The sequence below is a fragment of the Burkholderia multivorans ATCC BAA-247 genome, from assembly GCF_000959525.1.
Lineage (GTDB): Bacteria > Pseudomonadota > Gammaproteobacteria > Burkholderiales > Burkholderiaceae > Burkholderia > Burkholderia multivorans.
This window is the reverse complement of the sequence record NZ_CP009832.1, coordinates 3,184,433-3,208,890: the sequence shown is the minus strand read 5'-3', so window position 1 is coordinate 3,208,890 and position 24,458 is coordinate 3,184,433. Positions and strand designations below refer to the sequence as shown.

Sequence of the window (24,458 nt, the reverse complement as noted above, 5' to 3'; positions counted from 1 at the left end):
GGCCGGCGAGACCCATGGGTTTTCGGTAAACTACCGCCCATGTCCGTTTCGCCGGTTGCCATTGTGTCCACGCCCGTCGCCGCTCCCGAATCGTCCGCCGCCATCGCGGTCCCGCCGGTCGTCGTGCGCTGGCGCGGCGTCGAGCCGTACGAGACGAGCTTCGACGCGATGCGCGCATTCACCGACGCGCGCACGGCCGACACCGTCGACGAGATCTGGATCGTCGAACATCCGCCCGTCTACACGCTCGGCCAGGCCGGCGATCCGGCCCATCTGCTGGTGGCCGATAGCGGCATTCCGCTCGTGAAGGTCGACCGCGGCGGGCAGATCACCTATCACGGCCCCGGCCAGATCGTCGCCTACCTGCTGCTCGACTTGCGCCGGCGCAAGCTGATGGTGCGCAGCTTGGTGACGAAGATCGAGGAGGCCGTGATCGAAACCCTCGCGGCGTATAATCTCGCTTCGGTCCGCAAGGCGGGCGCGCCGGGGATCTACGTGGCATCCGGCGTGCACGAGGGCGCGAAGGTTGCCGCCCTCGGCCTGAAGATCCGCAACGGCTGCAGCTATCACGGGCTGAGCCTGAACGTGAAGATGGATCTGCGCCCGTTTCTCGCGATCAATCCGTGCGGCTATGCCGGACTGGAAACCGTCGACATGGCGAGCCTCGAGGTTGCCGCCGACTGGAACGACGTGGCCCGCACGCTGGTGCGGCGTCTGATCGCCAACCTCGACGGCGAATCCGCGGCCGCCGACACGCCGCACGCACTGGAACATTCGAATGACTGACGTTACCGCTTCTCCCGCACCGGCCGATTCGGCCGCGACCCCTGCGTACGACCCGACCGCCAAGCAGAAGGCGCAGGCGAAGACGGCGCGCATTCCGATCAAGGTCGTGCCGATCGAGAAGCTGAAGAAGCCCGAGTGGATCCGCGTGAAGGCGGCCACCGGCAGCTCGCGCTTCAACGAGATCAAGACGATCCTGCGCGAGCACAACCTGCACACCGTGTGCGAGGAAGCGAGCTGCCCGAACATCGGCGAATGCTTCGGCAAGGGCACGGCGACGTTCATGATCATGGGCGACAAGTGCACGCGCCGCTGCCCGTTCTGCGACGTCGGCCACGGCCGTCCCGATCCGCTCGACGCCGACGAACCGAAGAACCTTGCGCGCACGATCGCCGCGCTGAAGCTGAAGTACGTGGTGATCACGAGCGTCGACCGCGACGACCTGCGCGACGGCGGCGCGGCCCACTTCGTCGAATGCATTCGCGAAGTGCGCGAGCAGTCGCCGGAAACGCGCATCGAAATCCTGACGCCGGACTTCCGCGGCCGCCTCGACCGTGCGCTGTCGATCCTGAACGCGGCGCCGCCCGACGTGATGAACCACAACCTCGAAACGGTGCCGCGCCTGTACAAGGAAGCGCGCCCCGGTTCGGACTATGCGCATTCGCTGAAGCTGCTGAAGGACTTCAAGGCGCTGCATCCGGACGTCGCGACGAAGTCGGGCCTGATGGTTGGCCTCGGCGAGACCGAAGAGGAAATTCTGCAGGTGATGCGCGACCTGCGCGCGCACGACGTCGACATGCTGACGATCGGTCAGTATCTGCAGCCGTCCGAGCATCATCTGCCGGTGCGCGCATACGTGCATCCGGACACGTTCAAGATGTACGAGGAAGAGGCGTACAAGATGGGCTTCACGCACGCGGCCGTCGGCGCGATGGTGCGCTCGAGCTATCACGCCGATCTGCAGGCGCATGGGGCGGGGGTGGTTTGAGCGTCCGCGCTGCCTGTTCTGCATGAAGTCGTGCAACCGAAAAGCCCGCAGCGATGCGGGCTTTTTCATTGGTGCGGCCGCCAAGCGCGTATTCGCACGACAATCGCCACTCGACCGGACGCGCGATCCAATTCAGCGTGAAAAGCAAAGCTGAAACGCCGTCGATAGCTTCGCAGGATAAGTTCGCTCCCGCCGCGCGCAAACCTCCTATAGTCGGCTCTCCGCCGCAACACCCGCATTCCGAAGGAGAGCCGCATGTCCCGTTTCAGCTTCGTCCGCCGCGCCGTCGTCGCGCTGACCGCCTTCGCCGCGCTCGGCGCGGCACACGCCGAATCGCGCGAAGTCGTGATCGCGTATCAGGACATGGTCGTGCCGTGGCGCTATGCGCAGGCGAGCGGTGAAGTCGAAAAGGCGACCGGCTACAAAGTCACGTTCCGCAAGCTCGACAGCGGCGCCGACGTGATCCGCGCGCTCGCGTCGGGCTCGGTGCAACTCGGCGAGGCAGGTTCGAGCCCGATCGCGGCCGGCTTGTCGCAGGGGCTCGACATCTCGCTGTTCTGGGTGCTCGACAACATCAACGACGCGGAGGCGCTCGTCGCGCGCAACGGCTCCGGCGTGACCAGCATCGCGGCGCTCAAGGGCAAGAAGATCGGCGTGCCGTTCGTGTCGACCTCGCACTTCCATACGCTCGTCGCGCTGCAGGCCGCGGGCGTCAATCCGAACGACGTGAAGATCGTCAATCTGCGTCCGCCCGAAGTCGCGGCCGCATGGACGCGCGGCGACATCGATGCGACCTACATCTGGGATCCGGTGCTCGCGAAGGTCAAGCAGTCGGGCACGGTGCTGACGACGTCGGGCCAGGTCGCGAAGGAAAGCGGCAAGGCGACCTTCGACGGCTTCGTCGTGAACCGCAAGTTCGCGCGCGAGAATCCGGAGTTCGTCACGCGCTTCGTCAAGGTGCTCGCCGCGGCCGACGCCGACTACCGCGCGCATACGGCCGCATGGAAGGTCGGCTCGCCGCAGGTCGAGGCCGTCGCGAAGGTGTCGGGCGCGAATGCGCAGGACGTGCCGGCGAGCCTCGCGCTGTACGCGTTCCCGACGCCGGCCGAGCAGGCATCGTCGACCTGGCTCGGCGGCGGCGCGCAATCGGGCGCCGCGAAATCGCTCGCGGCCACGGCCGCATTCCTGAAATCGCAAGGCACGATCCAGACGGTGCTGTCCGACTATTCGGTCGGCGTCGATCCGCAGTTCGTGCAGAAGGCCGCGCGCTGAGCGCGGCGCCGATCGCGGAGCCGTCGACATCATGAGCACACTCGAAGTCCGTCAGCTGTCGGTCGCCTATCCGGGCGAGCGCGGGCGCGCATCGACGCAGGCGCTCGCGCACGTCGACCTGCGCATCGAATCCGGCGAATTCGTCGTCGCGCTCGGGGCGTCCGGTTGCGGAAAGACGACGCTGCTGAACTGCATTGCCGGTTTCGTCGCGCCGACGACGGGCGAGGTGTGCGTCGACGGCGTGCCGATCGAGGGGCCCGGCGCCGATCGCGGCGTCGTGTTCCAGAAATACGCGCTGCTGCCGTGGCTCGACGTGCTCGGCAACGTTGCGCTCGGGCTGCGCTTCGCGCGCGTGTCGAAGACCGAGCGCGAGGCACGTGCGCGCGACATGCTCGCGCTCGTCGGGCTCGAGCACCACGCGCATGCGCGTGTCTACGAACTGTCGGGCGGGATGCAGCAGCGCGTCGGCATCGCGCGTGCGCTCGCGAGCGATCCGCGCGTGCTGCTGATGGACGAGCCGATGGGCGCGCTCGATGCACTGACGCGCGGCACGATGCAGGCGCTCCTGCTCGACGTGTGGGCGCGCACCGGCAAGACGGTGTTCTTCATCACGCACGACGTCGAGGAGGCGCTGTTCCTCGCGACGCGCCTCGTCGTGATGACGCCCGGTCCCGGCCGGATCGCGGAAACCTTCGAGCTGCCGTTCGCGCGCCGCTATGTCGAATCGCGCGATGCGCGCGCGGTGAAGTCGTCGCCGGAATTCATCGCATGGCGTGAGCGCCTGATCGCCTATCTGCATCGCGACGAAACGCTCGGCGAGGTCGCGTGATGGGCGAGCTCGCACGGCACGGCGTGTCGGTCGGGCGTCGCCGGATCAGCACTTTGCACAGGCAGGGCAGCATGAGCACACAGGATTCGTGGGCGGCCGATCGAACGGCCGCGCACTTCAAGCAGGATGACGGCGTGGCGCAACGCCACGAGGCATCACGTCGTCCGGCGCGCACATCGCACCGCTATCGGCTGCCGGGGCACGGCAACACGGCCGTGCTCAGCGCGGCGACGATCGCGGCGCTCGCCGTGCTCTGGTGGGTCGCGACGCATCGGCAGTGGCTGCCGCCGTTGTTCCTGCCTGCGCCCGAAGCGGTCTGGACTGCGTTCGTCGACGCATGGCACGGTCGCATCCAGGGCGGGCTGCCGCTGTCGGAGCATCTGCTATGGAGCGCCGCGCGCGTATTCGGGGCGTTCTTGCTCGCGACCGCGATCGGCGTGCCGGCCGGCATCCTGATGGGCGTAAGCCGCATCGCGCGCGGCGTGCTCGATCCGCTGCTCGAGTTCTACCGGCCGCTGCCGCCGCTCGCGTATCTGCCGCTCGTCGTGATCTGGTTCGGCATCGACGAGACCGCGAAGCTCGTCGTGATCTTCCTCGCCTGCTTCGCGCCGATCGCGATGGCGGCGCGCGCCGGCGTGCGCGCGGCGACCGTCGAGCAGATCAATGCGGCGTATTCGCTCGGCGGTAGTTTCGCGCAGATCGTGCGCCACGTCGTGCTGCCGGCCGCGCTGCCGGAGATTCTCACGGGGCTGCGGATCGCGATCGGCTTCGGCTGGACGACGCTCGTCGCGGCCGAGATGGTCGCGGCGACGGCCGGGCTCGGGCAGATGGTGTTGAACGCGTCGAGCTTTCTGCGCACCGACATCGTCGTGATGGGCATCCTGATCATCGGCGCGATCGCGTGGCTGTTCGATCTCGCGATGCGCTGGATCGAGCGGCGCGTGGTGCCGTGGAAGGGGCGGGCGTAAGCGTCGCCGCTGCGCGGCCGCTCACTCGCCCATCGCAACGCCTTCCCGCCGCGGATCGGCGCCGCCGAACCACACCGTTTGCCCCTGCACGTTGAGCCGCTGAATGCCCTGCAGCCCCGAGTTCATCTGGACGATCTGCACGTCGTGCCCGCGGCCTTTGAGCCCTTCGACGAGCGCGTCCGACACGCGGCCGCGTTCGAGCTGCGTCGGCCCGTTCATCGAGCCGAAATTCGGCAGTGCGATCGCCTGCTGCATCGTCATCCCCCAGTCGAGCACGCCGACCAGCGCCTTCGCGACGTGATTGATGATCGCGGGGCCGCCGGCCGAGCCGACGATCAGCGTCACCTGCTTCGTCTTCTTGTCGAACACGAGTTCGGGCGACATCGCCGAGCGCGGCCGCTTGCCGGGCTGCACGCGATTCGCAACCGGCCGGCCGTTCTCGGTCGACACGAACGAGAAGTCGGTGAGCTGGTTGTTGAGCAGGAAGCCGCGCACCATCAGCCGCGAGCCGAATGCATCTTCGATGCTCGTCGTCATCGATAGCGCGTGACCGTAGCGGTCGACGATCGCGATGTCGGACGTCGACGGCAGTTCCGGGCTGCGGTCGTCGGCCATCGCGAGCGTCGCGCCCTGCGGCGTGCCGGCCTGCGCGACGCCCATGCTGTTGTCGCCGATCAACTGCGCGCGCTGGGCGAGATAGGACTTGTCGATCAGACTCGCCCAGTTGCCGCCCGGCAGCGGCACGAAGTCGGGATCGGCGACATAGCGCGCGCGATCCGCATACGCGAGCCGCCCGGCTTCGCTGAACACGTGCGCGGCGAACGGCGTCGGCTCGTAGCCGACCTCGTTGCGCACCGGCTTCTGCGCGCCGATCTGCTGCCAGTCGGGCATCGCCTCGAGGATGCCGAGCATCTGCGCGATCGCGAGGCCGCCCGACGACGGCGGCGGCATCCCGCAGACGATCGAGCGCCGGTAGTCGGCGCACAGCGGCGCGCGCACCTTCGCCTTGTAGCGCGCGAGATCCTGCATCGACAGCAGCCCGGGATTGGTCGGGTGCTTGCGCACCTTCGCGACGATGTCGCGCGCGATCGCGCCGGTATAGAACGCGTTCGCGCCGCGATCGGCGACCTGCCGCAGCACGACCGCGAGCGCCGGGTTCTTCAGCACGGTGCCGGCCGCCTTCGGCGTGCCGTCCTTGTTGTAGAAGTACGCGCGCGCGGCCGGATCGTTCGCGAGATAGCGATCGTTCGCGATCAGCGTCGCGAGCCGCGGGCTGATCGTGAAGCCATGCTCGGCGAGCCGGATCGCCGGCTGGAACAGCCGCCGCCACGGCAGCTTGCCGTTCGCGCGATGCGCGGCCTCGAGCATGCGCAGCACACCGGGCGTGCCGACCGAGCGCCCGCCGACGACGCCTTCGTAGAAACTCATCGGCTGGCCGGTCGGGCCGTAGAACAGGCGGTCGGTCGCGGCGGCCGGCGCCGTTTCGCGGCCGTCGTACGCCTGCGTCGTCTTGCCGTCGAAGTACAGCATGAACGCGCCGCCGCCGATGCCGGACGACTGCGGCTCGACGAGCGCGAGCACCATCTGCGTCGCGATCGCCGCATCGACCGCAGTGCCGCCGGCCTTCAGCATCTCGTAGCCGGCCTGCGTCGCGAGCGGATTCGCGGCCGCGATCATGTAGCGCTGCGCGGTCCAGCCCGGCTTGTCGGTCCAGCCGGTCGCGAGTTCGGGCGCATGCATGCCGGGCAGCGGCGCGGCGGCGCCGGAGGCCTCAACGGGCACGACCGCGGCGGGCGGCGCGGCGGGCGACGTGCAGGCGGCATTGAACGCGACGAGCGCGATGGCGGCGATCAGCGTCCACGGACGCGAAGACGGACGAAGCCGGTCGAACATGGAACCCTCTGCAGCAATGAAGTCGAAGGAGGCGGCGGGCCCGCTATTGTCGCCGCGCGGCGCGCCGATTGTCATCCGTCAGGAACCCTGACGCAGCGCGTCGGGCCCGCGCCGGCCGGTCTTTCCGGCCTGTTCGAGGATGAACTCTATGAAGGTCGAGGTCGCGCGCGTGTGATGACGGTTCGGCATGTAGAGCATGTACATGTGCGTGCCGAAGATGCTGAGCCGATACGCGTCGAGCGACGTGACGATGGCGCCGCGCCGCATGTCGTCCTGCACGACGTAGTCGGGCACGATGCCGACGCCGATGCCGGCGAGGATCGCCTGCCGCAGGAACAGGAAGTTCTCCGATACCAGCGTCGGCTCGAGCAGCACCTCGTGACGTTCGTCGCCGAGATACGCGGCAATGCGCAACTGCCGGCCCATCACCGTCGCGGTGACGACCGGGCCGGCCGACAGCGCGTCGAGGCTCGCCGGCATCCCGTGCTCGGCCGCGAACGCGGCCGACGCGCAGGCGACGTAGCGCACCGCGCCCATGTCGCGCGCGACGAGATTCGGCGGCGGCTCGGGCATCACGCGCACCGCGATGTCGATCTCGTCGCGCATCAGATCCTCGACGCGGTTCTCGAACACGACGTCGAGCACGATGCCCGGATGCAGCCGCTTGAACGCGAGCAGCCAGTCGGCCATCACCATCTGCCCGTAGCCGCTCGGTACCGACAACCGCACGCGGCCCTGCAGGTCCTGCCCGAGCGTCGTCACCGATTCCTGCGCGGCGAGCAGTTCGTTGCGGATGCGCCGGCCGTGCTCGTACAGCTTCAGCCCGATCTCGGTCGGCTCGATGCGTCGCGTCGTGCGCCGTACGAGCTGCTGACCGATCGAGCGCTCGAGCTGGTTCAGCCGATAGCTGACGTTCGCGCGGCTCATCTTCAGCCGCTGCGCGGCCTTGCTCAGATTGCCGGCGTCGAGGATCTCGACGAGCAGCGTCAGCGCGTTCAGGTCCATCCGGGCGTCTCCGTACCGGCTCGCACACGGGCCGGCAAACGTTCAATGTCAAGTCGGACTTGACAGCTTGTAAAAGCTCGCTGGAATTGTCAATGAATCTCGATCAATCGAGAATCGAGTCATGCCCCCGGCATGCCGCCGGATCTGTCCCGCCATCGCGTGATGCGCGGGATCGGAGCGGGCGTCCCGGCCCGGCCGCGCGCCGGCCGCCGCGACGCCGGCCGCCGCCTCAAGGAGACACGATGAACTCGCCCGCTTTTTCCGCCCCGTCCAACGGCACCGTCACGCGCGAACGGCGCGACAAGGTGCTCGTCGTCACGATCGATCATCCGCCCGTCAACGCGCTGTCGGCCGACGTGCGCCGCGGCCTCGCGGACGCGCTCGACGCCGCGCAGGCCGACGACGCGATCCGCGCCGTGCTGATCGTCGGCGCCGGCCGCAACTTCATCGCCGGCGCGGACATCCGCGAATTCGGCAAGCCGCCGGTGCCGCCGTCGCTGCCCGACGTGTGCGCACGCATCGAGTCGAGCGCGAAGCCCGTCGTCGTCGCGCTGCACGGCGCGACGCTCGGCGGCGGCCTCGAAGTCGCGCTCGCCGCGCATTACCGGCTCGCGGTGCCCGGCGCGAAGCTCGGGCTGCCCGAAGTCACGCTCGGGCTGCTGCCGGGCGCCGGCGGCACGCAGCGCACGCCGCGGCTGATCGGCGCGAAGGCGGCGCTCGACCTGATGCTGACAGGCCGCCACGCGAGCGCTGAGGAAGCGCTCGCGCTCGGCCTCGTCGATCGCCTCGCGCACAGCGACGACACGCTTGCCGAAGGGCTTGCCTACGCGCAGGAGCTGGTGTCGCTCGGCGCGCCGGCCCGGCGTACGCGCGACGCGCAGGCGCTGGCGGATCGCGCGGCCGCGCAGGCCGCGATCGACGCCGCTCGTGCCGAGCTGCCGAAGAAGTCGCGCGGGCTGTTCTCGCCGGCGAAGATCGTCGACGCGGTCGAAGCCGCGCTGGCGCAGCCGTTCGACGCGGGAATGAAACTCGAGCGCAGCCTGTTCCTGCAATGCATCGACAGCCCGCAGCGCGCGGGCCTCGTACACGCGTTCTTCGCCGAACGCGAAGCCGCGAAGGTGCCGGAGGCGCGCCGCGGCACCGCGCGGCCGATCGAGCGGATCGGCGTGGTCGGCGGCGGTACGATGGGGGCGGGGATCGCGATCGCGGCGCTCGACGCCGGGCTGCCGGTCACGATGATCGAGCGCGACGAAGCCGCGCTCGCACGCGGCCGCGCGCACGTCGAGAAGGTCTACGACGCGCTCGTCGCGAAGGGGCGGATGACGCCCGCCGCGCAGGCCGCACGCATCGCGCGGCTCAAGGGCAGCACGTCGTACGACGCGCTCGCGCAGGTCGACGTCGTGATCGAAGCCGTGTTCGAGGACATGGCCGTGAAGCAGGCCGTGTTCGCGGAGCTCGCACGCGTGTGCAAGCCGGGCGCGGTGCTCGCGACCAACACGTCGTATCTCGACATCGACGCGCTCGCAGCCAGCATCGATCGTCCGGCCGACGTGATCGGCCTGCATTTCTTCTCGCCGGCCAACGTGATGAAGCTGCTCGAAATCGTCGTGCCGGCCCGCGCGAGCGCGGACGTCGTCGCGACCGCGTTCGCGCTCGCGCGCCAGCTGAAGAAGATGCCGGTGCGCGCGGGCGTCTGCGACGGTTTCATCGGCAACCGGATTCTCGCCGTGTATCGCACGGCGGCCGACTACCTGATGGAAGACGGCGCGTCGCCGTACCAGATCGATCGCGCGGTGCGCGAATTCGGCTTTCCGATGGGGCCGTTCCAGGTCGTCGACCTCGCCGGCGGCGACATCGGCTGGGCGACGCGCAAGCGCCGCGCGGCGACGCGCGACCCGCGTGCACGCTACGTCGAGATTTCAGACCGGCTCTGCGAGCGCGGCTGGTTCGGCCAGAAGACCGGCCGCGGCTACTACCTGTATCCGGACGGCGCACGCGTCGGCACGCCGGATCCGGAAGTCGAAGCGATCGTCGAGCAGGAACGCGCGAAGAAGGGCATCGTGCCGCGCGCATTCACCGACGACGAGATTCTGCGCCGCTATCTCGCCGCGATGATCAACGAAGGCGCGAACGTCGTGCACGAGAAGATCGCGCTGCGGCCGCTCGACGTCGACGCGGTATTCCTGCACGGCTACGGCTTTCCGCGCTATCGCGGCGGCCCGATGCACTACGCGGACACGGTGGGTCTCGCGAACGTGCTCGCCGACATCCGCGCGTTCGCCGAAGAAGATCCGCTGTTCTGGAAGCCGTCGCCGCTGCTCGTCGAGCTCGTCGAGCGCGGCGCCAATTTCGCGAGCCTGAACCGCATCGACTGAATGCTTTCGCACGCGTCCGTACCCGGACGCCCACACCCCTCGGATTGGACACGGATTCACGATGGACCTCAATTTCACGCCTGAAGAGGAAGCGTTCCGCGCGGACGTGCAGCGCTTCCTGCGAACCGAGCTGCCCGAGCGCACCGCGCACAAGGTGAAGCACGGCCTGCCGCTGACGCGCGACGACATGCAGGAATGGCACGCGATCCTGAACGCGCGCGGCTGGCTCGCGAGCCACTGGCCGCGCGAATACGGCGGCCCCGGCTGGAGCGTCGCGCAGAAGTTCCTGTTCGACAACGAATGCGCGCTGGCCGGCGCGCCGCGCATCGTGCCGTTCGGCGTCAACATGCTGGGGCCCGTGCTGATCAAGTACGGCAGCGAAGCGCAGAAGCGCCACTGGCTGCCGCGCATTCTCGACGGCACCGACTGGTGGTGCCAGGGCTATTCGGAGCCCGGCGCGGGATCCGATCTCGCGTCGGTGAAGACGAGCGCCGTGCGCGTCGGCGATCACTACGTGGTGAACGGGCAGAAGACGTGGACCACGCTCGGCCACTACGCGAACATGATCTTCTGCCTCGTGCGTACCGCGACCGACGTGCGCAAGCAGGAAGGCATCAGCTTCCTGCTGATCGACATGAACACGCCGGGCGTCGAGGTGCGGCCGATCATCACGCTCGACGGCGAGCACGAAGTGAACGAGGTGTTCTTCACCGACGTACGCGTGCCGGTGGAGAACCTCGTCGGCGAAGAGAACCGCGGCTGGACCTACGCGAAATACCTGCTCACCTACGAGCGCACCAACATCGCGGGCGTCGGCTTTTCGACGGCCGCGCTCGATCGGCTGCGCGCGGTTGCCGCGAAAGTCGAGAAGAACGGCCGGCCGCTCGCCGACGATCCGTTCTTCGCGGCGCGCATCGCGCGCGTCGAGATCGAGCTCGAGAACATGCGCACGACGAACCTGCGCGTGCTGGCCGCGGTCGCCGGCGGCGGCGCGCCGGGCGCGGAAAGCTCGATGCTGAAGATCCGCGGCACGCAGATCCGCCAGGAAATCACGTCGCTGATGCGCCGCGCGATGGGGCCGTACGCGCAGCCGTTCGTCGATGACGCGCTCGACGCGGACGCCGGCGACGGCGCCGAGCCGATCGGCCCGGACGGTGCCGCGCGCGCCGCGCAGCAGTACTTCAACAACCGCAAGCTGTCGATCTTCGGCGGCTCGAACGAGATCCAGAAGAACATCATCGCGAAGATGATGCTCGGGCTGTAACGAGGGAACGCGACGATGGATTTCCAGCACACAGAAGACCGCCGGATGCTGGCGGACACGTTGAACCGCTTCATCGCCGAGCAGTATCCGTTCGCGGTGCGCGACCGCATCGCGCAGTCGGCCGACGGTTTCGACCGCACGATGTGGCGGCGCTTTGCCGAACTTGGCGCGGTCGGCGCGCTGTTTCCCGAAGCCGACGGCGGGTTCGGCGGCGCGGGCTTCGACATCGCGGTGGTATTCGAATGCCTCGGACGCGGGCTTGTCGTCGAGCCGTTCCTCGGCACGCTGCTCGCGGGGCGCGCACTGTCGCTCGCGGGCGGCGACGCGCATCGCACGATGCTGGCCGCGCTGATCGACGGCAGCGCGAGCGCCGCGTTCGCGCACGACGAGCCGGGCTCGCACTACGAACTGACGACGGTGCGCACGCGCGCCGAGCGCACGGGCGACGGCTGGGTATTGAAGGGTGCAAAGGGCGTCGTCGACCAGGCCGCGCAGGCGGCGTTCTTCGTCGTCAGCGCGCGCGTCGCGGGCCGCGACGACGACGCGGCCGGCATCGGCCTGTTCGTCGTGCCGGCAAACGCGGCGGGCGTGTCGCTGCGCGACTATCGCAAGATCGACGGCGGCCGCGCGGCCGAGGTGCGCTTCGAGCGCGTCGTATTGCCGGCCGATGCGGCACTTGGCGAGCACGACGGCGAGCAGGGCGCGGCGCTGCTCGAGCGCGTGCTCGGGTACGGGCTGCTCGCGCTGTCCGCGGAAGCGCTCGGCGCGATGGACGTCGCGAAGGCGCACACGCTCGAGTATCTGCGCACGCGCAAGCAGTTCGGCATGCCGATCGGCAGCTTCCAGGCGCTGCAGCACCGGATGGCGGACCTGCTGCTCGAAGTCGAGCAGGCGCGCTCGGCCGTGATCAACGCGGCCGCGCAGCTCGACGCGCCGCGCGACCTGCGGGAGCGCGCGCTCGCCGCCGCGAAATACACGATCGGCCGGATCGGCACGCTCGTCGCGGAGGAGAGCATCCAGCTGCACGGCGGAATCGGGATGACGTGGGAGCTGCCGCTGTCGCACTACGCGAAGCGGCTCGTGATGATCGATCACCAGCTCGGCGACGAGGATCATCATCTCGCGCGCTATATCTCGCTGTCGAAACGATAACGCGCGATCGCAAATGGAGGAGACGAACATGACGAACGAACCGCGTGCGCTGCCGCTTGCCGGCGTCAAGGTGCTCGACGTGTCGCGCGTGCTCGCGGGCCCGTGGTGCGCGATGGTGCTCGCCGATTTCGGCGCGGAAGTCGTGAAGGTCGAGCACCCCGCGCGCGGCGACGATACGCGCGACTGGGGCATCCGGATCGGCGACACCGAAACCACGTATTTCAACAGCGTGAACCGCAGCAAGCGCTCGCTCTGCATCGACCTGCAGACAGAAGCGGGGCAGCGGATCGCGCAGGACCTCGCCGCGCAGGCCGACGTGCTGATTCACAACTTCAAGCTCGGCGGCGCGGAAAAGCTCGGGCTCGGCTATGACACGCTCGCCGAACGCAATCCGCGCCTCGTGCATTGCGCGATTTCGGGCTACGACCGCTCGGGGCCGGAAGCCGCTCGCCCCGGCTACGACCTGGTCGTGCAGGGCGAGGCGGGGCTGATGGCGCTGAACGGCGAAGCGGGCCAGCCGCCGCTGAAGTTCGGCGTCGCGGCGGTCGACCTGTTCACCGGCATGTATTCGGCGCAGGCGATTCTTGCCGCGCTGTACGAGCGTCACGCGACCGGGCGCGGCCGGCGCATCGAGATGGCGCTGTTCGACTGCGGGCTGATGATCACCGCGTACTACGGGCTCGACGCGCTGCTGATGGAGAAGGACCCGCCGCGTTACGGCAACGCGCATCCGTCGATCGTGCCGTACGGCGTGTTCGATGCGGCCGACGGCCCGCTCGTGATCACGGTCGGCAACAACACGCAGTTCGCGCGCTTTTGCGACGTGCTCGAACGGGCCGATCTCGCGGCCGATCCGCGCTATCGCACCAATCTCGGCCGCTCGGAGAATCGCGCGGACCTGCTGCCGGAACTGCGCCGCGAGCTGGCACGCCGGCCGCGCGCGGCGCTGCTCACCGCGCTCGCCGACGCCGGGATCCCCTGCGGAGAGGTGCTCGGGCTGCACGAGGCGCTGACGTCCGAGCGCGCGACGCGCGCGGGGCTCGTCACGCGGCAGCCGCATCCGGTCGCGGGCGGCGTGCACGTGCTCGCGCCGCCGTACCGCTTCGACGGCGCGCGATTGCCGGTGCGCGGTGCGCCGCCGGTGCTCGGCGCCGATACCGATGCGGTGCTCGGCAGCTGGCTCGGGCTGTCCGCCGACGACGTCGCGCGGTTGCGCGCGGACCGCGTCGTGTAACCGATCATGCCGCCGCGGCGCGGGCGGCTCGGTTCACGCGCCGATCATCGACAAGACAGCGTCGCGAGACGACGCACAGGAGACACCATGGAGCTTTCCGTCATCGAATCGGTCACGGCGCGCCGTGACTATCAGCAGCTCGTGCGCGCGCGGCGCCGCTTCAGCTTCGCGCTGACGGCGCTGATGATCGCCACCTACTACGGTTTCATCCTGCTCGTCGCGCTCGCGCCGCAAGTGCTCGCCGCGCCGCTGTACCGCGGCGCGACGACGACGGTCGGCATTGCCGCCGGCGTCGCGATCATCGCGATCGCCGTCGCGCTGACCGCGTGCTACGTGCTGCGTGCGAACCGCGCGTTCGACCGCCGCGTCGACGCGCTGCTCGGCCGTTCGTGAGGGAGGCTGCGATGCGACGCTCATCGATCGCGCTCGGCGCGCTGTCCGTCTTCGTTTCGTCTGCCGCGCATGCGGTATCGGTCGCCGGCCCGATGCCGGACAAGGTCGAGCTGAACCCGGTCGCGATCGCGATGTTCTTCGCGTTCGTGTTCGCGACGCTCGCGCTGACGCGGTGGGCCGCGCGCCGCACACGCTCGACACGCGACTTCTACACGGCCGGCGGCGGCATCACGGGGCTGCAGAACGGCCTCGCGATCGCGGGCGACTACATGTCGGCCGCCTCGTTCCTCGGGCTGTCCGGCATGGTGTTCATGTTCGGCTTCGACGGGCTCATCTACTCGATCGGCTTTCTCGTCGGCTGGCCGTTCGTGATGTTCCTGATCGCCGAGCCGCTGCGCAATCTCGGCAAGTTCACGTTCGTCGACGTCGTCGCGTACCGCTTCGCGCAGCGCCCGATCCGGCTGCTGACGTCGGCGAACGCGCTGACGATCGTCGTGCTGTATCTGGTCGTGCAGATGGTCGGTGCGGGCAAGCTGATCCAGCTGCTGTTCGGGCTGTCGTACGGCAGCGCGGAGCTGATCGTCGGCGTGCTGATGGTCGTCTACGTGTTCTTCGGCGGAATGACCGCGACGACCTGGGTGCAGGTCATCAAGGCCGTGCTGCTGCTGGCCGGCGCGTCGCTGCTCGCGTGGCTCGCGCTTGCCGAATTCGGCTTCAGCGTCGACGAGATGTTCCGCCGCGCCGTGGCCGTGCATCCGGGCGCGCTCTCGATCATGGGGCCCGGCAAGCTGATCCGCGATCCGGCCAACGCGCTCTCGCTCGGCATCGCGCTGATGTTCGGCACGGCCGGCTTCCCGCATATCCTGATGCGCTTCTTCACGGTGCCGAACGCGAAAGAGGCGCGCAAGTCGGTGCTGTACGCGACCGGCTTCATCGGCTATTTCTACCTGCTGACCTTTGTGATCGGTTTCTCGGCGATCGTGCTGCTCGCGCAGCATCCCGAGTTCTTCCGCGTCGCCGCGAACGGCACGTTCAACCTCACGCACGACCTGCTCGGCGGCTCCAACATGGTGGCGGTGAAGCTTGCGCAGGCGGTGGGCGGCAACGTCTTCTACGGCTTCATCGCGGCCGTCACGTTCGCGACGATCCTCGCCGTCGTCGCGGGGCTCACGCTCGCCGGCGCGACGACGATCTCGCACGACCTGTACGCGCAGATGTGGGCGCGCGGCAAGCCCGACGAGCGGCTCGAGATGCGCATCTCGCGCGCGGCGACGATCGTGCTGTCGGCGCTCGCGATCGGGCTGTCGATTCTGTTCGAGCATGTCAACGTCGCGTTCATGGTCGGGCTCGTCGCGGCGGTCGCGGCGAGCGCGAATTTCCCGGTGCTCGCGATGTCGATCTTCTGGCGCGGAATGACGACGCGCGGCGCGGTGCTCGGCGGCGGCCTCGGCCTCGTGTCGGCCGTCGTGCTGACCGTGCTGTCGAAGTCGGTGTGGGTCGACGTGCTGCACCATGCGCACGCGCCGGTGTTCCTCGACAACCCGGCGCTCGTGTCGGTGCCGCTCGCGTTCGTGGCGATCGTCGTCGGCTCGCTCGCGGATCGCAGCGAGCGTGCGCGGCGCGAGCGCGAGGCGTTCACGCAGCAGGAGTTCTACGCGCAGACGGGCGTGCTGGCGGGCCCGGCCATGCGCCATTGATTCGTCCGATGAATCGCCGCATCCGTCCGGATCGCCGGACGGATGCTTTCCGGATTTCCGGAATCCCGGATTCCGCGCGCCGCGCGCGGAGCGGGAAACTCAACGAAAACAACGGCTTACAGGCTTGCGAAAGCCTGGCATCGACCTTGCAATAAAAAGCGCACGGCCTTCCCCGGGCCCGACGATTAAACCAAGGAGACAATCGATGACCGACGCCTTCCTCCCCCTCCGGATGTCCTGAGGCATCGCTTGTTGCGGCATGGCAGCCGCGCGGGCGCGTGCCGCGGCGGGCATTGCCCTCCGTCCTCGTCCCTTGCCGCGCGCGTGACGCCGTGTCCCCCGGCTCATCTACTTCAGCAGGAACCATCGTGAAGAAGAAACCCTTCTACAAAGTGCTTTATGTGCAGGTGATCTTCGCCATCGTCGTCGGCGTGATCCTCGGTCACTACTATCCGTCGCTCGCCACCGAGATGAAACCGCTCGGCGACGGGTTCATCAAGCTGATCAAGATGGTGATCGGTCCGATCATCTTCTGTACGGTCGTCACCGGCATCGCCGGCATGGAGGACATGAAGAAGGTCGGCCGCGTCGGCGGCAAGGCGCTGCTGTACTTCGAGATCGTGTCGACGTTCGCGCTGGTGCTCGGTCTCGCGGCGACGCACATCCTGCGTCCGGGCGTCGGCTTCAACATCGATCCGGCGACGCTCGACGGCAAGGCCGTCGCGTCGTACGCGGCGAAGGCGCACGGCCAGTCGACGGTCGACTTCCTGATGCACATCATCCCGAACACGATGGTCGACGCGTTCGCGCAGGGCGAGATCCTGCAGATCCTGCTGATCGCGCTGCTGTTCGGCAGCGTGCTCGCGCACCTCGGCGAGCGCGGCAAGGTCGTCACGGACTTCATCGACGGCCTCACGCGCGTGCTGTTCGGCATCGTGCACATCGTCACGAAGCTCGCGCCGATCGGCGCGTTCGGCGCGATGGCGTTTACGATCGGCAAGTACGGCGTCGGCTCGCTGGTGCCGCTGCTGAAGCTGATCGGCACGTTCTACCTGACCTCGGTCGTGTTCGTGCTCGTCGTGCTCGGCGCGATCGCGCGCTTCACCGGCTTCTCGATCATCCGCTTCGTGTCCTACATCAAGGAAGAGCTGCTGATCGTGCTCGGCACGAGCTCGTCGGAAGCCGCGCTGCCGCAGCTGATGGAGAAGCTCGAGAAGGCCGGCTGCTCGCGCTCGGTCGTCGGCCTCGTCGTGCCGACCGGCTATTCGTTCAACCTCGACGGCACCAACATCTACATGACGATGGCCGTGCTGTTCATCGCGCAGGCCACCAACATCGAGCTGACCTGGATGCAGCAGCTCACGCTGCTTGCGGTCGCGATGCTGACCTCGAAGGGTGCGAGCGGCGTCACCGGCGCGGGCTTCATCACGCTCGCCGCGACGCTTGCCGTCGTGCCGACGATCCCGCTGTCGGGCATGGTGCTGATCCTCGGCATCGACCGCTTCATGAGCGAATGCCGCGCGCTGACGAACATCGTCGGCAACGGCGTCGCGACCGTCGTCGTGTCGGCATGGGAAAAGGAACTCGATCGTGCGAAGCTGCGCCAGGCGCTGAAGGGCGGCGGCGAAGTCGCGGCGACCGAGACGGCCGGCGTCTGATGCGATGAACGGGCAGGCGGCCGCGCCGTCCGCGCGCGCCGCGCCGCGCGGCGGCGATCGCGATCGGGACGCGTATGACACAATAGGCGATCCGCATCGCCAGGAAGTCTCGACCGTGAAGCGCCGCCTGCTCGTCCTCGCCGTGCTCGCCGCGATGCTCGCGGCAGCCTGCGCGCTGACGTGGACCGTCACGTGGCGGCGCGGCATCGCCGAGCTGCAGCGCAACGCGGCCGTGCGCGTCGACCGCACGACCAACGCACTGAAGAGCACGCTCGATCGCTACGAATCGCTGCCGTATCTGCTCGGCAGCCATCCGTACGTGCAGGAGCTGCTCGCCGCACCGAAGCGCGCCGATTACGTCGCGCGCACGAACCGCTACCTCGAAGACCTCAACGAACACGCGCATGCGACCGTCACCTACGTGATCGGCACGGACGGCCTCTGCGTCGCCGCGAGCAACTGGCGCGCGCCCGACAGCTTCGTCGGAATCGAATACCGCTTCCGTCCGTATTTCATCGACGCGATGCACGGCCGGGTCGGCCGCTTCTTCGGCATCGGCACGATCTCGCGCGACCCCGGCTACTACATCTCGCAGCCTGTCTGGCGCGACGGCGGGATCGCGGGCGTCGTCGTCGTGAAGCTCAATCTCGAATGGTTTCAGGGCGCCGACGCGTCCGAGCCGCTCGTCGTCGCGGACGAGCACGGCGTCGTGTTCCTGTCGTCGGTGCCTGCCTGGAAATACCACACGCTGAAGCCGCTGACGGAGCCCGTCGCCGCGTCGATCTTCGAGACGCGCCAGTACGCGCAGCAGCCCGTCACGCCGTTGCCGATGCGCGTCGAGCAGGTGCTCGGCGGCGATGCGGAGATCGTGCGCGTCGGTTCGGGCCGCCGTGCGCCGCGCTTTCTCGCGACGCGGCGCCGGATCGGCGAGCCCGACTGGCAGCTCGTCACGCTCGCGCCGATCGCGCCCGTCGACGCCGACGCGCGCAACGCGACGATCGTGACGGGCTTCGGCTTCGTGTCGGTCGCGCTGCTCGCGTTCTACTGGCGCATGCGCCGCGCGCGCGTGCGCGAGATGATCCGCAGCCGCGCGCTGCTGCAGCAGGCGTACGCGGAACTGAACCGGCGCGTCGAGGAACGCACGGCCGACCTGTCGGAGGCGAACGAGCAGCTGCAGAAGGAAGTCGGCGACCGGATCCGCGCGGAGCAGGAGCTGCGCGCCGCGCACGACGAACTGATCCAGGCGAGCAAGCTCGCGGCGCTCGGTCAGATGGCGGCCGGCATCACGCACGAGCTGAACCAGCCGCTCGCCGCGCTGCGCAGCTTCTCCGACAACACACGTGTGCTGCTCGACCGCGGCGAACAGGCGGCGGCGCGCGAGAACCTCGAGGCGATCGCCGCGCTGACCGAGCGCATGGGCAAGATCACGAACCAGCTGAAGCTGTTCGTCGGGCGCGCGCGTCCGCGCAACGAGCGCGCGCTCGTCGTGCGCGCACTGCGCGGCGTGCTCGCCCTGCTTGGCGAACGGCTGCGCGGCGTCGCGCTGACGCTCACGCTGCAGGACGCGACGGTCTCGCCCGCGCGCGACGCGCCGCTCGACATCGCGCACGACCATCCGGAACTCGTCGCGCGCTGCGAGGACCTGCGCCTCGAGCAGGTGCTGATCAACCTGCTCGGCAACGCGCTCGATGCGGTCGCCGCGGTCGCGGCGCCGGCGATCGAAGTAACGGTCGCGGTGTCGAGTGCGACCGTCGCGATCGAGGTGCGCGACAACGGCCCCGGCATCCCGCCCGAGCTGCTGCCGCGCCTGTTCGAGCCGTTTTTCACGACGAAGGAGATGGGCAGCGGCCTCGGCCTCGGCCTCGCGATCTCGTCGTCGATCGCGAGCGACGCGGGCGGCTCGCTGACCGCGCGCAATGCGCCCTCGGGCGGCGCGCTGTTCGTCTTGACGCTGCGGCGCGCGCACACGCATCATCCGGACTCCGTGTCCGAGCCGGCCGGCCTGCAGTGAGCGCACGCGCGACGCGCACGGCCGGCGCCCGGCGGCATCAACGACGCCGCGCGCGCGACGGCGCGCGCTGCGCGAGGAGTGAGTGAGTACGATGGCCAACCGGCTGCAAGTGATCTACATCGAAGACGACGCGCTCGTTCGCCGGGCGAGCGTGCAGAGCCTGCAACTCGCGGGCTTCGACGTCGCCGGCTTCGAATCGGCCGAGGCGGCCGACAAGGCGATCGTCGCCGACAACGCCGGCGTGATCGTCAGCGACATCCGGCTGCCCGGCGCGAGCGGGCTCGACCTGCTTGCGCAATGCCGCGCGCGCGTGCCGGACGTGCCGGTGATTCTCGTTACCGGTCACGGCGACATCTCGATGGCCGTGCAGGCGATGCGCGACGGCGCATACGACTTCATCGAGAAGCCGTTCGCGGCCGAGCGGCTGATCGAGACCGTGCGGCGCGCGCTCGAGCGGCGCGAGCTCGTGCTCGAGAATCACGCGCTGCGGCGCGAGCTGGCCGGCCAGAACGTCGTCGCGCCGCGCATCATCGGCCGCAGTCCGGCGATCGAGCAGGTGCGCAAGCTGATCGCCAACATCGCGCCGACCGACGCGTCGGTGCTGATCAACGGCGACACGGGCGCCGGCAAGGAGCTGATCGCACGCAGCCTGCACGAGCTGTCGCCGCGCCGCGACAAGCCGTTCATCGCGGTGAACTGCGGCGCGCTGCCCGAGCCGATGTTCGAGTCCGAGATGTTCGGCTACGAGCCCGGCGCGTTCACCGGCGCCGCGAAGCGCCGCATCGGCAAGCTCGAATATGCATCCGGCGGCACGCTGTTTCTCGACGAAATCGAAAGCATGCCGCTCGCGCTGCAGGTGAAGCTGCTGCGCGTGCTGCAGGACGGCGTGCTCGAGCGGCTCGGCTCGAACCAGCCGATCCGCGTGAACTGCCGCGTCGTCGCGGCGGCGAAGGGCGACATGAGCGAGCTTGTCGCGGCCGGCACGTTCCGCCGCGACCTGCTGTATCGGCTGAACGTCGTGACGATCGCGCTGCCGCCGCTCGCCGAGCGCCGCGAGGACATCGTGCCGCTGTTCGAGCACTTCATGCTCGATGCGGCCGTGCGCTACGGCCGGCCCGCGCCGGTGCTGAGCGACCGGCAGCGCGCGAGCCTGATGCAGCGCGACTGGCCCGGCAACGTGCGCGAGCTGCGCAACGCGGCCGACCGCTTCGTGCTGGGCGTCGCGGAGATGCCGGCCGAGGCCGACGTGGCCGGCGATGCGGCGAGCGAGCAGACGCTGAAGGAGCGCGTCGAGCAATTCGAGCGTGCGGTGATCGCCGAGGCGCTGAACCAGACGGGCGGCGCCGTCGCGGCGACTGCCGACCGGCTGCACGTCGGCAAGGCGACGCTGTACGAGAAGATGAAGCGCTACGGGCTGTCCGCGAAAGGCGAATCGGAGCGCTGAAATGAAAACGGACCGCGGAACCGGCTGTGCCGGCGATGCGATCCGTGTGCGGCGCGGCGCGCGGCGAGCGTGCCGCGTCGGACGGCGGCGCTTACGCCGCGTTGCCGTCGAGCGCCTTCTTCAGCAGCGCGTCGAGCTCCGCGAATTGCGGCGCGCCGACGTAGCGCTTCAGAATCTTGCCGTCCTTGTCGACGACGAACGTGGTCGGCGTGAGCTGCACGTTGCCGAACTGCTTGGCGACGCTGCCGTCGTCGAGCGCGACCTTGAACGGCAGCTGGCGCGTCTGCGCGTAGTTCGCGACGTACATCGGCGGATCGTAGTTCATCGCGACCGCGACGAATTCGAGCCCCTGTCCCTTGAAGCGGTTATAGGTCTCGACCATCTGCGGCATTTCCTGCATGCAGGTCGCGCAGCTCGTCGCCCAGAAGTTGACCAGATAGACCTTGCCCTTCAGGTCGCCGGCCGTCGAAATCTTCTGGCCGGACAGCAGCGTGAACGTCGCATCCGGCACGCTCGACTTGCCGTTGAACGCGAAAAAGCCCGCGACGGCGATCGCCGCGACGACGACGGCGGCGACGATGTAGCGGGCGGGGCCGGCGCGGCGGCGCGGCGCGGAAGGCGTGGTATTCATCTGCGGGCTCTCGGAGTCGGTCGGTCGCACCCGGCGGTGCGGGACGTCGAAATTCGGCGCTCATTTTAGCGCGAATGCGGGGCATGCATCGCCGGCCGCCGCGCATCCCGACATTGCCGTTGGACGGATAATGGCGGTTTTCCCGTGCCAACGTCCGCGATGCCGAAGCCTCTTGCCGACTCGTTTCGTCACCTTTTTCGCCCGCTGCGTCACTTCGCCGCGCTGCTGTGCGCCAGCGCCGCGCTGGCCGCCTGTTCGCCGTCGTACGACTGGCGCACGCTGCACAACGATGCGGGCTACACGATCGATCTGCCTGCGAAGCCGACCGTCGACGAGCACGCGGTGGCCGTGGGCGGCACGCCGATGCCGATGCGGATGCAGGCCGCGCACGTCGACGGTGCGGTCTTCGCGGTCGGCACGCTGACGTTGCCGGACGACCGCGACGCTACGCGCCGCGCGGCGCTCGAGTTCCTGCGCGCCGGCCTGTCGCGCAATCTGGCCGGCGCGCCGCAGACTGCCGCGGTGCCGGTGCCGCTTGCGGCCGGCGGCGCGGTGAACGGCCTCGAGCTGCGCGTCGCGGGCACGGCGGCCGGCGGCGACGACACGGCGCGCAAGACGATCGTCGCGCGGCTCGTCGCGCGCGGGCGCCATGCATATCAGGCCGTCGTGATCGCCGACCGCCCGCTGCAGCAGGAGCAGCTCGACCAGTTTTTCGGGTCGTTCAAGCTCGACTGACGCAGCCGGCGAGGGCGCTTCAGACTGCCCTCGCCAACTGAAAGTTCATTCGCAGCTTTCTACGCTAATCGCCGGATTTTGCGGGGCTTTTTCGGCTATCCACAGCGGATGTGGATAACTTTGTTGAAAAGTTCGCCCGATTGCCCGCTCAGCCGCGCCGGACGGCCTTCCGGCCGATTTTGGTGCACGCCGGCGCTTTCGGAAAATTCAATAAAAACAATGGCATACGAATCCGACGTCGCGCGCCTGCGCACGCAGCCTCGATCGGGGCTGGATGCGTGGAATTGTGCATAAGTCAAGTCTTGACACGCGGATTTTGTCCTCAGAGGGCGGCGAGCGCGCGCCGATAGCGGATCGCTTCCGCGATGTGGGAGGCGGTCGGCAGCGGCTCGCCGGCCAGATCGGCGATCGTGCGTGCGACCTTCAGCACGCGGTAGTAGGCGCGCGCCGACCATCCGAAGCGCTCGCCGGCCTCGCGCAACAGCCGCTCGCCTTCGTCCGTCGGCCGGCACAGGTCGTCGGTTTCGCGCCCGCTCAGCATGTGGTTCGTCTTGCCCTGCCGCGCGAGTTGCAGCGCGCGCGCCTGCGCGACGCGCGCGGCCACCGCGGCGCTCGGCTCGCCCGGCGTCGACGCGCGTGCGGCGAGTTCGGCCGGCGAGAGCGCCGGCAGGTCGATCTGGATGTCGATCCGGTCGAGCAGCGGCCCGGACAGCTTGCGCAGATAGCGTGCGGCGACGTCCGGCGAGCAGCGGCAGCGGCCGGACGGATCGCCGAGCCAGCCGCACGGGCACGGATTCATCGCGGCGATCAGCTGGCATGCGGCCGGGAAGTCCGCCTGCTGCGCGGCGCGCGAAATCGTGATGCGGCCCGCTTCGAGCGGCTCGCGCAGCATTTCGAGCACGTGGCGATCGAATTCGGGCAGTTCGTCGAGAAACAGCACACCGAGGTGCGCGAGCGTGATTTCGCCCGGCTGCGGCGGATTGCGTCCGCCGACCAGCGCGGCGGCGCTCGACGAATGGTGCGGCGACCGAAACGGCCGGCGGCGCCATTGCGCGGGCGAGAAGCCGATGCGGCTCGCCGACAGCAGCGCGGCCGAGGTCAGCGCCTCGTCGTCGGTGAGCGGCGGCAGCAGCCCCGGCAGCCGCGCGGCCAGCATCGACTTGCCGGCGCCCGGCGGGCCGACCATCAGCATGTGGTGCCCGCCCGCGGCCGCGACTTCGAGCGCGCGCCGCGCGGCGCGCTGACCGACGACGTCCGCGAGATCGGGCGCCGCGGGTGCCGGCAGGCCATCGAGGCACGGCGCATCGACGGGCGACAGCCGGCTGTCCGGCGCACCGGCAAGGTGCGCGCAGAGCGCCGGCAGGTCCGGCGCGCCGAACACGGTCACGCCGGGCACGAGCGCCGCCTCGGCCGCACTGGCAAGCGGCAGGTACAGCTCCGGCGTGCGCGATGCACCGGCCGCTGCGTACGCTGCGCGCGGCGCGGCGCCGCCGCCGGCCTGCGTGTCGTGAGCGATGTCGCCGTCCGCGCCGCCTGACTGCGCGTCGCGCGCGAGGCCGCACGCCATCGCGAATGCGCCGCGCATCGGCCGCAGCGCGCCGGTCAGCGACAGCTCGCCGGCGAATTCGCGGCCCGCCAGCGCATCGACGGGAATCTGCCCGTTGGCCGCGAGGATGCCGAGCGCGATCGGCAGATCGAAGCGGCCCGACTCTTTCGGCAGGTCGGCCGGCGCGAGATTGACGGTGATGCGTCGGACGGGGAATTCGAATCCGCAGTTCTGCAGCGCGGCGCGCACGCGCTCGCGGCTTTCACGGACTTCGAGATCGGGCAGGCCGACGATCGAGAACGACGGCAACCCGTTGGCGAGATGGACTTCGACGGTGACGTCCGGCGCACGGCCGGCCGCCGGCGCACGGCTGCGCACCACGGCGAGCGACATGGCGAGGCTCCTGTAAACGGTCGGGCGACGGCCGTACGGGGCCGCATGCCGCGGGAAACGGAACGATCGGAGCGCGCTTGCCGGCGTGGCGCGGGGAACAACGATATAAAAGCGGTGAAGACGGAACGACGGACTGCGACGAACGACGCGACGGCTTCGGGGCGGCGGGGGGGAGCCGCAGCGTGCG

Annotated in this window: 19 protein-coding genes; 15 read left to right on the top strand and 4 right to left on the bottom strand. The window is 69.2% G+C overall.

Features of this window, described 5'->3' with window-relative positions; all coding sequences use genetic code 11:
• Nucleotides 1-39 precede the first annotated feature (39 nt).
• The 5 genes from lipB to NP80_RS27350 all read left to right on the top strand — a co-directional run bounded on the left by lipB (nucleotide 40) and on the right by NP80_RS27350 (nucleotide 4,840).
• The gene (gene lipB / locus NP80_RS27370) at nucleotides 40-786 is read left to right on the top strand and encodes a lipoyl(octanoyl) transferase LipB (RefSeq protein WP_006411008.1); all 747 of its coding nucleotides are present in this window, start codon (nucleotides 40-42) and stop codon (nucleotides 784-786) included.
• Complete coding sequence (gene lipA / locus NP80_RS27365; protein ID WP_006407064.1) at nucleotides 779-1,771, top strand: lipoyl synthase; 993 nt, start codon at nucleotides 779-781, stop codon at nucleotides 1,769-1,771. Before lipB ends, lipA begins: the two co-directional genes overlap by 8 nt.
• Nucleotides 1,772-2,026: 255 nt before the next feature.
• The gene (gene tauA, locus NP80_RS27360; RefSeq protein WP_006407063.1) at nucleotides 2,027-3,043 is read left to right on the top strand and encodes a taurine ABC transporter substrate-binding protein; all 1,017 of its coding nucleotides are present in this window, start codon (nucleotides 2,027-2,029) and stop codon (nucleotides 3,041-3,043) included.
• A 31-nt stretch (nucleotides 3,044-3,074) separates the two neighbouring features.
• Complete coding sequence (locus NP80_RS27355; protein WP_006411003.1) at nucleotides 3,075-3,872, top strand: taurine ABC transporter ATP-binding protein; 798 nt, start codon at nucleotides 3,075-3,077, stop codon at nucleotides 3,870-3,872.
• Nucleotides 3,872-4,840: an ABC transporter permease subunit gene (locus tag NP80_RS27350; RefSeq protein ID WP_035947550.1), complete on the top strand. Its 969-nt coding sequence runs from the start codon at nucleotides 3,872-3,874 to the stop codon at nucleotides 4,838-4,840. Before NP80_RS27355 ends, NP80_RS27350 begins: the two co-directional genes overlap by 1 nt.
• A 21-nt stretch (nucleotides 4,841-4,861) precedes the next feature.
• Here NP80_RS27350 and ggt read toward each other — a convergent pair whose 3' ends face one another.
• Together ggt and NP80_RS27340 are read right to left on the bottom strand one after the other, a co-directional pair.
• Entirely contained in the window at nucleotides 4,862-6,733 is a 1,872-nt protein-coding gene (gene ggt, locus NP80_RS27345) for a gamma-glutamyltransferase (RefSeq protein ID WP_006411005.1), read from the bottom strand.
• A 78-nt stretch (nucleotides 6,734-6,811) separates the two neighbouring features.
• Nucleotides 6,812-7,738, bottom strand: a complete 927-nt coding sequence (locus NP80_RS27340) for a LysR family transcriptional regulator (RefSeq protein ID WP_006407059.1) — start codon at nucleotides 7,736-7,738, stop codon at nucleotides 6,812-6,814.
• 242 nt (nucleotides 7,739-7,980) lie between these two features.
• Here NP80_RS27340 and NP80_RS27335 point away from each other — a divergent pair, with 242 nt between their 5' ends.
• The 9 genes from NP80_RS27335 to NP80_RS27295 all read left to right on the top strand — a co-directional run bounded on the left by NP80_RS27335 (nucleotide 7,981) and on the right by NP80_RS27295 (nucleotide 20,966).
• A complete protein-coding gene (locus NP80_RS27335; RefSeq protein WP_006411006.1) occupies nucleotides 7,981-10,113 on the top strand; it encodes a 3-hydroxyacyl-CoA dehydrogenase NAD-binding domain-containing protein in 2,133 nt (710 codons plus the stop codon).
• Nucleotides 10,114-10,174: 61 nt separating this feature from the next.
• Complete coding sequence (locus tag NP80_RS27330; RefSeq protein ID WP_006407056.1) at nucleotides 10,175-11,377, top strand: acyl-CoA dehydrogenase family protein; 1,203 nt, start codon at nucleotides 10,175-10,177, stop codon at nucleotides 11,375-11,377.
• Nucleotides 11,378-11,392: 15 nt separating this feature from the next.
• Complete coding sequence (locus tag NP80_RS27325) at nucleotides 11,393-12,529, top strand: acyl-CoA dehydrogenase family protein (protein ID WP_006411001.1); 1,137 nt, start codon at nucleotides 11,393-11,395, stop codon at nucleotides 12,527-12,529.
• A 28-nt stretch (nucleotides 12,530-12,557) separates the two neighbouring features.
• The gene (locus NP80_RS27320; RefSeq protein WP_045594367.1) at nucleotides 12,558-13,763 is read left to right on the top strand and encodes a CaiB/BaiF CoA transferase family protein; all 1,206 of its coding nucleotides are present in this window, start codon (nucleotides 12,558-12,560) and stop codon (nucleotides 13,761-13,763) included.
• Nucleotides 13,764-13,850: 87 nt separating this feature from the next.
• Nucleotides 13,851-14,156 carry a DUF485 domain-containing protein gene (locus NP80_RS27315; RefSeq protein ID WP_006398164.1) on the top strand — a complete coding sequence of 102 codons (306 nt, stop codon included), beginning with the start codon at nucleotides 13,851-13,853 and terminating at the stop codon, nucleotides 14,154-14,156.
• 11 nt (nucleotides 14,157-14,167) lie between these two features.
• A complete protein-coding gene (gene actP, locus NP80_RS27310) occupies nucleotides 14,168-15,853 on the top strand; it encodes a cation/acetate symporter ActP (protein ID WP_006411075.1) in 1,686 nt (561 codons plus the stop codon).
• Nucleotides 15,854-16,221: 368 nt separating this feature from the next.
• Nucleotides 16,222-17,511: a dicarboxylate/amino acid:cation symporter gene (locus NP80_RS27305; RefSeq protein ID WP_006398167.1), complete on the top strand. Its 1,290-nt coding sequence runs from the start codon at nucleotides 16,222-16,224 to the stop codon at nucleotides 17,509-17,511.
• 4 nt (nucleotides 17,512-17,515) lie between these two features.
• Complete coding sequence (locus NP80_RS27300; RefSeq protein WP_006411078.1) at nucleotides 17,516-19,522, top strand: sensor histidine kinase; 2,007 nt, start codon at nucleotides 17,516-17,518, stop codon at nucleotides 19,520-19,522.
• Between the two features lie 91 nt (nucleotides 19,523-19,613).
• Nucleotides 19,614-20,966, top strand: a complete 1,353-nt coding sequence (locus NP80_RS27295) for a sigma-54-dependent transcriptional regulator (protein WP_006407050.1) — start codon at nucleotides 19,614-19,616, stop codon at nucleotides 20,964-20,966.
• A gap of 91 nt (nucleotides 20,967-21,057) precedes the next feature.
• Here NP80_RS27295 and NP80_RS27290 read toward each other — a convergent pair whose 3' ends face one another.
• On the bottom strand, nucleotides 21,058-21,597 hold the full coding sequence (locus NP80_RS27290) for a TlpA disulfide reductase family protein (RefSeq protein ID WP_006407049.1): 540 nt from the start codon (nucleotides 21,595-21,597) through the stop codon (nucleotides 21,058-21,060).
• Between the two features lie 159 nt (nucleotides 21,598-21,756).
• On the opposite strand from NP80_RS27290, the gene NP80_RS27285 reads away from it, so the two are divergent.
• On the top strand, nucleotides 21,757-22,332 hold the full coding sequence (locus tag NP80_RS27285; RefSeq protein ID WP_045594276.1) for a hypothetical protein: 576 nt from the start codon (nucleotides 21,757-21,759) through the stop codon (nucleotides 22,330-22,332).
• 322 nt (nucleotides 22,333-22,654) lie between these two features.
• On the opposite strand, the gene NP80_RS27280 is transcribed toward NP80_RS27285, so the two are convergent.
• Nucleotides 22,655-24,271, bottom strand: a complete 1,617-nt coding sequence (locus NP80_RS27280) for a YifB family Mg chelatase-like AAA ATPase (RefSeq protein WP_006407046.1) — start codon at nucleotides 24,269-24,271, stop codon at nucleotides 22,655-22,657.
• Between the last annotated feature and the right edge of the window lie 187 nt (nucleotides 24,272-24,458).

Excerpts from the sequence above, each read along its gene's own strand:
- lipB (WP_006411008.1), top strand. The coding sequence starts at position 40 with ATGTCCGTTTCGCCGGTTGCCATTGTGTCCACGCCCGTCGCCGCTCCC.
- lipA (WP_006407064.1), top strand. The coding sequence starts at position 779 with ATGACTGACGTTACCGCTTCTCCCGCACCGGCCGATTCGGCCGCGACC.
- tauA (WP_006407063.1), top strand. The coding sequence starts at position 2,027 with ATGTCCCGTTTCAGCTTCGTCCGCCGCGCCGTCGTCGCGCTGACCGCC.
- NP80_RS27355 (WP_006411003.1), top strand. The coding sequence starts at position 3,075 with ATGAGCACACTCGAAGTCCGTCAGCTGTCGGTCGCCTATCCGGGCGAG.
- NP80_RS27350 (WP_035947550.1), top strand. The coding sequence starts at position 3,872 with ATGGGCGAGCTCGCACGGCACGGCGTGTCGGTCGGGCGTCGCCGGATC.
- ggt (WP_006411005.1), bottom strand. The coding sequence starts at position 6,733 with ATGTTCGACCGGCTTCGTCCGTCTTCGCGTCCGTGGACGCTGATCGCC.
- NP80_RS27340 (WP_006407059.1), bottom strand. The coding sequence starts at position 7,738 with ATGGACCTGAACGCGCTGACGCTGCTCGTCGAGATCCTCGACGCCGGC.
- NP80_RS27335 (WP_006411006.1), top strand. The coding sequence starts at position 7,981 with ATGAACTCGCCCGCTTTTTCCGCCCCGTCCAACGGCACCGTCACGCGC.
- NP80_RS27330 (WP_006407056.1), top strand. The coding sequence starts at position 10,175 with ATGGACCTCAATTTCACGCCTGAAGAGGAAGCGTTCCGCGCGGACGTG.
- NP80_RS27325 (WP_006411001.1), top strand. The coding sequence starts at position 11,393 with ATGGATTTCCAGCACACAGAAGACCGCCGGATGCTGGCGGACACGTTG.
- NP80_RS27320 (WP_045594367.1), top strand. The coding sequence starts at position 12,558 with ATGACGAACGAACCGCGTGCGCTGCCGCTTGCCGGCGTCAAGGTGCTC.
- NP80_RS27315 (WP_006398164.1), top strand. The coding sequence starts at position 13,851 with ATGGAGCTTTCCGTCATCGAATCGGTCACGGCGCGCCGTGACTATCAG.
- actP (WP_006411075.1), top strand. The coding sequence starts at position 14,168 with ATGCGACGCTCATCGATCGCGCTCGGCGCGCTGTCCGTCTTCGTTTCG.
- NP80_RS27300 (WP_006411078.1), top strand. The coding sequence starts at position 17,516 with ATGAACGGGCAGGCGGCCGCGCCGTCCGCGCGCGCCGCGCCGCGCGGC.
- NP80_RS27295 (WP_006407050.1), top strand. The coding sequence starts at position 19,614 with ATGGCCAACCGGCTGCAAGTGATCTACATCGAAGACGACGCGCTCGTT.
- NP80_RS27290 (WP_006407049.1), bottom strand. The coding sequence starts at position 21,597 with ATGAATACCACGCCTTCCGCGCCGCGCCGCCGCGCCGGCCCCGCCCGC.
- NP80_RS27285 (WP_045594276.1), top strand. The coding sequence starts at position 21,757 with ATGCCGAAGCCTCTTGCCGACTCGTTTCGTCACCTTTTTCGCCCGCTG.
- NP80_RS27280 (WP_006407046.1), bottom strand. The coding sequence starts at position 24,271 with ATGTCGCTCGCCGTGGTGCGCAGCCGTGCGCCGGCGGCCGGCCGTGCG.